The following is a 9,073-nucleotide window of genomic DNA, read 5'->3' on the forward strand; positions in this document are numbered from 1 at the left end:
CCGGTCGTCAGGTTGTCGAACGACTCGAGCTCCTGGTCGCCGCGCTTCACGACGAGCTTGAACGCCGTGTTGTCCTCGCCCGGCTCGGACGCCTCCTGGATCTCGACGGTGAGATCGTTGCCCTCGGCGCCGCCCGCCTTCGCCGCGATCTCGTAGCCCATCTGCGACGCGTCGGCGGCGGTCGGCAACGCGGACTGGGCGGGGACGAGCTGGGGCGCTTCGTCGCCGTTCTCACTCGCGCCGATCCGGACGACGTAGGCCGAGCCACCGCCGTTGTTGAAGTAGCCGTAGACGGCGTGCGCCAGGAACGATCCGTCCATGTGATCGCCGAACGTCTGGGTGAACTGGGTCCAGTTCGTGACGAGCGTCGGCGTGTTCACGGGACCCGACTTGGCGAGCCCCACGAACGCGGCCACCGAGGTGGCAACGCCCTCGATCGGACGGGAACCCGCCTCGACCTCTTCCACGTAGACCCCCGGTGACAGGTACTGGGGCATGTACGTCCTCCTCGTGATGATCCGGTTGCCCCCAGGGTGTTCGGCGAGCGACCACCCGTGCGGGCCGCCGACGACGAGTGATCGGGTAGAGCGACCTACCCGAACGTGCAAGTGGTCGCCGGCGCCCGCGGATCGGTGGGGATCAGGCGGGCGGCGTGAGGGCCGGCACGTACGCCACCTCGACGGCCGCTGCGTCGTCCCCGACGACGAGCGAGAAGCGCGCCGTGACGTGGACGACCTGACCCTCGCCGACATCGAGGGCCGCCAGGGGCACGCTGAGCGCCCAGCCTTCGTCGGTGCTGGCGGTGGCGGTGGTGGCGGCGTCCGTGGTCAGCGGACCCTCCAGGCGGCCGACCTCGTGGTACCAGCCCTCCCAGACCACCGCCACGAACGAGCCGCTGCTCAGGTCGACGTCGATCGGCTCGGGGCCGACGTGATCGAGGCGGAAGCCGCCGCCGTCGTCGTCGAGGCCGATCGAGATCGCGGCGCGCGGCCGATCGGTGACGGCGTCGCAGAGCTCGTTCAGCACGCGGTCGAGCTCGCCCCAGGCGCCGGCGGGAGGCGTGCCGCTGCCGTACGACACCGAGCGGCCCGGCAGGTCGACCGAGACGAGCGTTGCGCCGGGCCGGACGACCGGCGCGGTCGGCGCCTCTCCGGAGTCGCAGGCCCTGAGCGCGGCGTCGAGGCGGCCGCGCTCGTCGCCGGTCAGTTCGCCGGCGAAGTGTCCGACGGCGACCTCGGCGACCTGGCGCCACGCGCGGAAGCCGCCGTCGTCGATCTCCAGCCACTCCCCCTCGGGAACGCCTCCCCGACCGCCGCCCGATCGGACGTACGTGACGGTCATCGCGCCTGCACCTCCCAGGTGCCACCACGAGCCGCGGCGACGAGGTCGACGAATTCGCGCACGTGGCGTGGCCGCACCCCGTGATCGTGCGGATCGGTCACCCGGCTCGGATCACCCATCATCGAACCGGTCGAGTACGTCAGCACCTGGATGATCTCGTACGACTTGTCGAGCGCCCGGAACAGGTCGCTGGCGATGTCGGTCCGGCTGGTCGTGAACGACGGTTTCGGTTTCGGCGGCCCCTTGGCGGGGACCACCACGGCCGGGAGGCCGGCGTAGGCGCCGACGATCCGCTGTGCGAACGCACCCATCTGGATGCCGCGGTCGATCGTCGCCGCCTTGGCTGCCGTGTCGTTGCGGGTGATCATCGCGTCCTGCAGCTCGTTGGCGATCTGCAGCGGCGTCGCCCCGTCGGCGGGTTCGGCGGTGGCGCCGACCGGCGGTTCGTTGCCCGTGATCTCGCGGTAGTCGCCCGGATGGACCTGATACTCGTCGCGCAGACCGATGAGATGACCGTACTCGTGGGGGATCGTGTTCGCGGCGTCCGTGTCGCCGAGGAACCACTCCCCTGCGTTCGCCCGCCCCGTGCCCGTCTTGACGTCGACGACGTTGGCATCGCCACCGGTGCCCTGGACCATCTCGAAGTTGATCGCGACCTCATCGCCCGAGTCGCTCACCGCCTTGAACCGGTTCCAGGCGGTGGGCACGTGACCGAACCAATCGGGTGACGGGGGGTTGTTGCGGAAGTCGACCTTCACGGTCACGAGGATCTGGTTCGGGAGGATCCGCCACGAGTAGCGCGATCCGCCGCCGCCCGCCGCGGTCATGCCGGTCTCGAGCCCGCCCTGTTGCTGCGTCCACTGGCGCTCGACGAAGCCGACCGTGGTCACGGGCGCATCCTGATCGAGGCGCGCCCACGTCGGTAGGTCGCCGATCCCCGTCGGCGCGAGGCCGACCGACGACTGGTAGGCCTGCGTGGCATCACGGGTGAGATCGTTCCAGAAACCGTTCACGGCGATCGGCTCGAGTCCGGCAGCGGCGCGTACGACGTTCAGCTTCTGCTGGAACTCCTCGACGGCGGGGCCCTCGGTCAACCCCGCCGGCGGGCCGACCACCATGTGCAGCGACGTGCCCTCGACCTGCTCGCCGCGGGGCTCGGGCTCGACGCTAGGCACGTGGGTCGCGACGCCGGTCGCGTCGACCTCACCGCCGGGGGCCGCTTGCGCGAGCGCGTCCCAGGTGGCCTGATCGACGGCTCCGGTCGGGATCGCCCCCATCTCCTCGAACTGGAAGCGGGCGACGGCGACCAGCACCGCGAGGTCGTACGTGGCATCGATCGGGAGGAACGGGTCGGCCATCCCCGCCGCGTTGAGCCGCTGCTCGAGGAGGCCCACCTCCTCCCCCGTGCTCCCGAGCGAGAACAGCGGCGGGCCGCCGGGCGGGACGACGGCCAGCAGCGCCGCCCACGTGAGCGGGCCGATGATGCCGTCTGGCACCAGCCCGTTCGCGGTCTGGAAGGTCCGGGTGGCGCCGAGCGTCAGCGGCCCGAAGATCCCGTCAGGGACGAGCGGCGCGAGCGCGGGTGCTGCGCCGGCGGCGTTGAGGCGGACCTGTGCCTCGATCACCGCGGGGCCGCGCGACCCGAACCGGATCATCGGCCGATCGGCGCCGACGTCCTCGGGGGCGCCGGCCTCCGGTTCGGCCTCGGCAGTCGGGCCGTCGTCGAGACGCTGCACGCCGAGTCGCGGGACGAGCGCCGCCAGCGCGCGGTTGCCGATCGTCCGCTGGAAGGCGAGCGCGGGCGCCTGCTGCGGAGACCGGTCGGCCGATGCACGCTCGGCGTCCGGAGCCGCGCGCTGGTGCTCGGCTTCCTGCGCGCTGTGCACCGCATGCGGAGACGCCATCGAGAGCATGGCACCACAACGGCGCGCCGCAGACAAGCACAATCGGGCACGCCTGCTGCCCGACCGGCGTTCGGCGACGATGCGCCTCGGCGATCGTCGGCGCACCGTCCCCCGCACCGGCGGCCGTGGGGCCAGGCACGTCGGTTATCACGACGTGCGACGTGACTGGGCTTCCCGTTCGGGCAGCGGATCCACCCGAACAGGGTCGCCGCCGTGGGGTTCGATCGGTGCATGGTCCGCGACCACGCGCGTCCGACGTCGGAGGCCGCCCTGCAGCACGCCGAGCCGGTGGGACATCGGGCGTCGGCCGACGTCGCTCCGCCGGCGTTCCTGCGAACGCTCCCCAACTCGACCGTCCTGGCGCTGCTCGGCGTGCAGCGTGACCTGGAGGACGCGCCGGCGGAAGCAGCCCCCACGCTCAGCAATCCCCGCTTCAGCGACGATCGCATCCTCCAGCGCATCCTGCGAGGCGACATCGACCAGCTGTCGGCGCGGCACAACGGCCGTAACCGGGCGGTCGGGCGGGTGCAGCGCGCCCTGTTCGACCTCGGCTTCGACCTCCCGCTCCACCGGCTCGACGGGCGGTTCGGCGACGAGACGACGACGGCGATCACCGAGTTCCGGAGCGTCCACGGGCCCTCCCCCGGCAGCATCCTCGACGCCGCCACCCTGGAGGTGCTCGACCGGGTGACGCCGACGACCACCGACACTCGCGTCGAGCACACCGTCGACTACGCACGCCTGCTGGAGGACAACCGGCTCGACGTGACGGTCGCTTTCGGATACTCCGACCGCAATGCCCTGCGCCGCGGCGCGTCCGGCGAGTGGGAGGACACCGGCACCCCCGTCGAGGAGGTCCTCGCCGAGCGGTTCCGCGCGTGGCTGCAAGGTCGCGGGTTCGCGCTCGAGCTCCTCGGGTTCGACGACAACGTCGAGCACTGGAGGGCCGAGCACACCTTCGTGTGGTACGACGACGAGGGCAGCGCGCACACCCGGACGGCCGACGTCTGGGTGCGGTTGCTCACGCCGGGTGCGGGGGCCGCGGCGGAGTTCGGCCGTGGCCTCAGCCAGGCCGAGATCACCCTGTACAAGGGCCACGCTCGATACGGATCGGGGCCGGACTTCGATCCGAGGGACTCCTCCGAGGAGAACTTCCGCATCGGCATCGACACGGCGCTGGAGGCCGCGGGACGTCGCACCAGGGTCGAGGAGGCGCGGCGGCACGGCGTCGCGGTCGACGAGGTGAACGACCTCGTCGAGCTGACGTCCTCACCCGACTTCGACCGCGACCGCTACCGGGTGCTCTTCCTGCAGGCGTGCACCTCGATGGCGTACCTCGACGAGCTGCGATCGGAAGTCGGCGGTCAGGAGCACCTCGACGTCGTCGGCAGCCGGGTCCCGACGATCTTCACCTCCGACGAGAGCGCCATCCGCCCGGAGGAGGCGCAGATCTTCCTGGGCGGGATCCTCGACGGCGAGACGGTCGAGGACATCGTGCGTGCCCTCGACGAGCATCAGGCGACCGCCCACGAGAACGTCCAGCGACGCGGCGTCTTCACGATGTCGGGTGTCGGCGACAACCCGGTGAGCGAACGATGACCGGACGTCGACGCAGCGAGCGTCGCATCCCGGCGCACGAACCACGGCCGGCGACATCCCCGTCGCCCGGCGATGCGCTGACGCTGCAGCAGCGGCTCGGCAACCGCGCCGCTGCCACGCTCGTCCAGCGCACGCCGGAGGAATCGGCCGGGGCGACCACGGCCGACGCTGCCGAGGCCGAGCGGGTGGCGGGGGACGTGGAGGAGCGCAGCGACACCGAGGTCGAGCGGCTCCAGTACGCCTTCTTCTACACCGGGGGTGGCTACGGCAACTCGGCCCGCGTGTTCTTCTCGACCCACTACCCCGAGTACACGCAGGTTCGGGCCACCAGCTTCGAGGCGATGTTCGACCGCCTCGACCGAGACGTGCGGCGCATCGAGCGCCAGGGGCGGCGCGCCCATCTCGACGAGATCGTCATCGTCACCCATGCCAACGCGGCCGGTGGTCTGCAGATCCCGCTGGCGCGCGACGACGTGGGCCGGCGCCGCAACTTCACGCCGTGGGATCTCGCCGCGCTCCAGGACGAGTTCCGCGACCGCACCAACACGGCATGGTCAGGCCGGCAGCGCTTCCGGGAGCGACGGGCACGAGTGGTCGCCAGCGCGATCGACGAGAACACGAGCATCACCGTCCGCGGCTGCGAGTTCGGCCAGTCCGAGGACGGTCTCGACGCACTGCGCTCGTTCTTCGGTGGCGAGCCCAACGTCTGGGCGCCGCGCGGCTACCAGGGCTACGAGGTCGCGCCGATGGGCCGCAGTCACATCGCCAACCCGCAGGAGGCGTTCCAGCTGCTCCAGGATCAAGGCCTGCTCCCGGAGGACCTCGAGGTCAGCGAGGAGGAGCAGGCGGCGTACGTGCGCGAGCTGCTCGGTGCCTCGACGATGGTGCCGACCCAGTTCTTCGTCATGGGGCCCGAACACCGCGAGGCGATGCGTCAGCACGAGGCCGCGGGCACCGCTCTGTCGGAGGAGGCTGAGGAGGCCAAGACGCGAGAGGGCGCTGACATCCCGAGCCTCGGCGAGCACTGGGGGCTGTCCTCGGCGCCCGATCGCGATCCCGAGCTCGACGCCCTGACCCTCGACGAGATCGAGCGGCGCGCCCGGCTGCTGAACGACAACTACCGACCCGAGTACGCGCCGATGCTGCTCCGGCTACGCGATGCGTGGATGCGCCACCCCGAGAGCTTCCGCCGGGCGATGGCCGACACCAGCGGCGACCCGCTCGCCGGGCTGCCGCCGCTCGAGATCTTCGGTGACTCGAACCTGCTCGCCGGCGACGCGGCTCGCTTCGAGGAGCAAGCACGCTCCGGAGACGCGTTCGAGACCGAGGACCTCGCCTACGCCACACCGGACGAGATCACCGCCGCCGCTGCCGGCCAGTACGTCGAGGGCTTCGGCAGCGACGTCGAACCTCCGCCACCCACCCGAACCGGCTCAGGCGGTGGTCGCACGGAAGCTGTCACCGGATCGGGACCGGGTGGTGCGGGCCGACGCCGGCGTGCGACCGCCGACGACCTGGCGAGAGCGCGTGACTTCGACAAGGACGGCCGACCGCCGCCGCCTCCTCCGCCGCCCGAGCAGGACCGGTCGCAGCCGCCGTTCGACCTCGACGCGCTCACCGGCGACCCCGAGCAGATCGCGCTGCTGCGCGAGATCCTCGAGAACCTCCCCGACCAGGGCTGGCAGCTGAGCGACACGCTCTCGGCGCTCGACCTCGGCGTGTCGATCGCGACGGCGCCGACGATCTTCATCGAGGGTGGGGCCCTGGTGTTCCTCTGGGAGGCGGCCGGCCTGGTGGCGCCGCTCATCATGCTCGCGGGCCTGATCGCCACGATCGACGAGGTCGGCGAGGTCCAGGAGGGCGCGGCCCGCGCGCTGGGTGTCGAGCTCGGCCTGGAGGAGCTCAGCCTCGATGGCATCAGCGGCCGCACACCCGACGCGACCCGGTGGTTCGCCGGCCGGCGCAACTCGACCGACGTCGAGTGGCAGATCCGAACCGGCTACCCGCTGTCAGGCGGTGAAGTGATGGAGCATGTCCAGTCCGGCATGGGCGCGGTGGAGCAGGCAGCGTCGGGCGCGATCCGGTCGGCCGAGGGAGCGATCCGCCGGACGCTGCGACAGGCCGGCTACTCCACCGGCGACATCGCCACGGTCATGACCGCGGTGCGCCCCCGCCTACGACGGCAAGTGATCCGCGCGGTGGTCGATGAGGGCCTGGATGCCGTCCGCCAACGCCGCGAGGCGTTGGAGGCCCAGCGGTGAGCGGAGGCGAGCCCGTCCAGGTCGAAGCGCCGACGGCTCACACTCATGCACCGGAAGCTGCGCTCGGCACGAGCAGCACCAGCCCGAGCACGACCCCTCTGCAGTCGAGGATCGGGAATCGAGGGCTATCGCACCTGGCTCAGCGCAACGGACCTCTGGCGATGCTCTCGCCGCGGAGAGGGATTCAGCGTCAAGAGGATGACGGGGGCCTGTGGTCCGTTGTCCGCGATGTTGTGTCGGGCACTGGGGAGTTCAACCGGGAGCGACAGCCTCTCACCAACACGATGCTCGACGCCTTACTCGGCGCGAGTCGAACAGAGGTACGGGACCTCGCGGAGTCCGAGTCACCGATTCGAGATGTCGTCAGCGTTCTCAACCCGCTCGTAGGGGCGGCCTGGCAGGCGGCCAACCCAGCAGCGCAGAGCGACGAGGCTGCGTCACAGTCGGAGCAAGACACGCAGAACGCGCTTGCGCAAGCCGCCGCACTTCTCGGGCGTCTCAACTACCCGGCAGCAGACGCCTATCTGCGCCTCGATGAAGCACGAGCGAAGGCAGACGAGGGTGACCACGATGGCGCGCTGCACATCGTACGGACAGTGATCAACGACCTCGTGAGCGAGACAGCGGGAGGTGCAGCAGATCTACTCGACGTTGCTCGCGGGCCTCGACGAGCAGGACGAGCGGGTGAGACACCAGCGGAGTCGACGAGCGATCAAGCTGCCGGAGGCAGCGGGCGGCGGCAGAGCGATACCAATGCCTCAGTGACGGAGATCGAATCTCACGCAGGGAGCTCAAGCGGCCAATCGGGCGACATCGGCGACGTCTCGACAGACCGCTCAACATCCGTCATCGATTCGGCGTCGCCATCGGATCAGCCAACGTCCCCCAATGAGGCCGTATCAACCACACGCAGCAGCACGCCGGAAAGCCCAGGGCGCCACGGGCCGCATGGACCAGGCCATACGACCACCGAACGACGACGCGAGCGTGCCGCCCGAGCTGGGCGTTCGGGGGACAGTAGGCCGACGTCAACCGTCGACGAGGAGCACACGGAAGCCGTGGGTGCACTCAGAGAATCGAGCGTTGCAGCCGACGACGCAGCCGCGGCGATAGGTGACGTCAGGGACTCGGCCGCTGAAGGCCACGACCTCGGGCCCAACGTCCCCGCCGGCGCCCACCCTGGCGGCACATCTGCAACTCCGGGCAGCCCGGTGAGCGGTGCTGAAGGCGCCACAGGGGGCCCGACCCGACGTTCGGGCGGCGTGCTCCTCACGCAGTTGGACGAGGACAATGTGGCGGTCGACACGCAGATTGCGATTGCGCTCGAAGCCCGCCGACGAGGCGATGAGATGCACGCCGGGCACGAGGTCGGAGTCGAAACAGTCGGTGATCGCGGGGTGGTTGCGACCAGAACGGTCATCGACGAGCTTCACGCACGTGACGTTGAGAGGCCGACGATCCGAACCGTGGAGCCTCGGCCCGGTGGCGAGGCTGAGCTTCGAGCGATACGAGCAGAGCTCGACCGCAACAAGGTGGGCGGTCCGGGGGCTCAAATGGACCGACAGATCATCGCCGAAGTGATGACCTCGCAGACAGCTTCCGGCGCCACCGCAACGATCGTTGTGCAGGACGGACGAGTCGTCAATGGCCTCGCCCGAATGGCGGGAATTCGGCCGGACCGCCTCGACGGGTTCAGGAACGTGGCGGAATACCTCCGTCACACCCGCAACACGGATAGATTCGAGGTCGCCATAGCCGGACGGCGGCTCCACGTCGTGCCGGCCCAGCCAGTCCGAAAAGGACCGCTTCGGCGAACTCGTCGTCTCTGAGGATTGCCAGGTCCATCACTCGACTAGCCCCGATTGTTCACGAGATGGCTTGAGGTCGGCGGGCGGTGCTTGATGGGGATTGGTCGACGCGGTCGGTGTCTGATTCGGGTTGGCGGTGGGTGTGACGGCGCCGATTTCG

At 70.4% G+C, this 9,073-nt stretch carries 5 protein-coding genes and 1 pseudogene; 3 read left to right on the top strand and 3 right to left on the bottom strand.

Translation table 11 applies throughout. The annotated features are described in order from the left end of the window. From QNJ12_RS22170 to QNJ12_RS22180, 3 genes and pseudogenes are all read right to left on the bottom strand, one after another. Positions 1-497, bottom strand: a pseudogene (locus QNJ12_RS22170) (phage tail sheath family protein); the annotation flags it as partial. 142 nt (positions 498-639) lie between these two features. Continuing rightward, entirely contained in the window at positions 640-1,341 is a 702-nt protein-coding gene (locus tag QNJ12_RS22175; RefSeq protein WP_300626050.1) for a hypothetical protein, read from the bottom strand. Then, positions 1,338-3,245, bottom strand: a complete 1,908-nt coding sequence (locus QNJ12_RS22180) for a peptidoglycan-binding protein (RefSeq protein WP_300626052.1) — start codon at positions 3,243-3,245, stop codon at positions 1,338-1,340. Before QNJ12_RS22180 ends, QNJ12_RS22175 begins: the two co-directional genes overlap by 4 nt. 231 nt (positions 3,246-3,476) lie before the next feature. Between QNJ12_RS22180 and QNJ12_RS22185 the strand changes: the two genes are divergently transcribed. From QNJ12_RS22185 to QNJ12_RS22195, 3 genes are all read left to right on the top strand, one after another. Further along, a complete protein-coding gene (locus QNJ12_RS22185; protein WP_300626054.1) occupies positions 3,477-4,844 on the top strand; it encodes a peptidoglycan-binding domain-containing protein in 1,368 nt (455 codons plus the stop codon). Next, positions 4,841-7,105: a hypothetical protein gene (locus QNJ12_RS22190; protein WP_300626056.1), complete on the top strand. Its 2,265-nt coding sequence runs from the start codon at positions 4,841-4,843 to the stop codon at positions 7,103-7,105. The genes QNJ12_RS22185 and QNJ12_RS22190 overlap by 4 nt, the downstream gene beginning before the upstream one ends. A gap of 1,262 nt (positions 7,106-8,367) precedes the next feature. Continuing rightward, positions 8,368-8,934: a hypothetical protein gene (locus tag QNJ12_RS22195; protein WP_300626058.1), complete on the top strand. Its 567-nt coding sequence runs from the start codon at positions 8,368-8,370 to the stop codon at positions 8,932-8,934. Positions 8,935-9,073: the final 139 nt, after the last annotated feature.

It is taken from the genome of Ilumatobacter sp., assembly GCF_030065885.1.
GTDB lineage: Bacteria > Actinomycetota > Acidimicrobiia > Acidimicrobiales > Ilumatobacteraceae > Ilumatobacter.

Coding starts and splice junctions, on each gene's coding strand:
- QNJ12_RS22175 (WP_300626050.1), bottom strand. CDS start 1,341: ATGACCGTCACGTACGTCCGATCGGGCGGCGGTCGGGGAGGCGTTCCC.
- QNJ12_RS22190 (WP_300626056.1), top strand. CDS start 4,841: ATGACCGGACGTCGACGCAGCGAGCGTCGCATCCCGGCGCACGAACCA.
- QNJ12_RS22185 (WP_300626054.1), top strand. CDS start 3,477: ATGGTCCGCGACCACGCGCGTCCGACGTCGGAGGCCGCCCTGCAGCAC.
- QNJ12_RS22180 (WP_300626052.1), bottom strand. CDS start 3,245: ATGGCGTCTCCGCATGCGGTGCACAGCGCGCAGGAAGCCGAGCACCAG.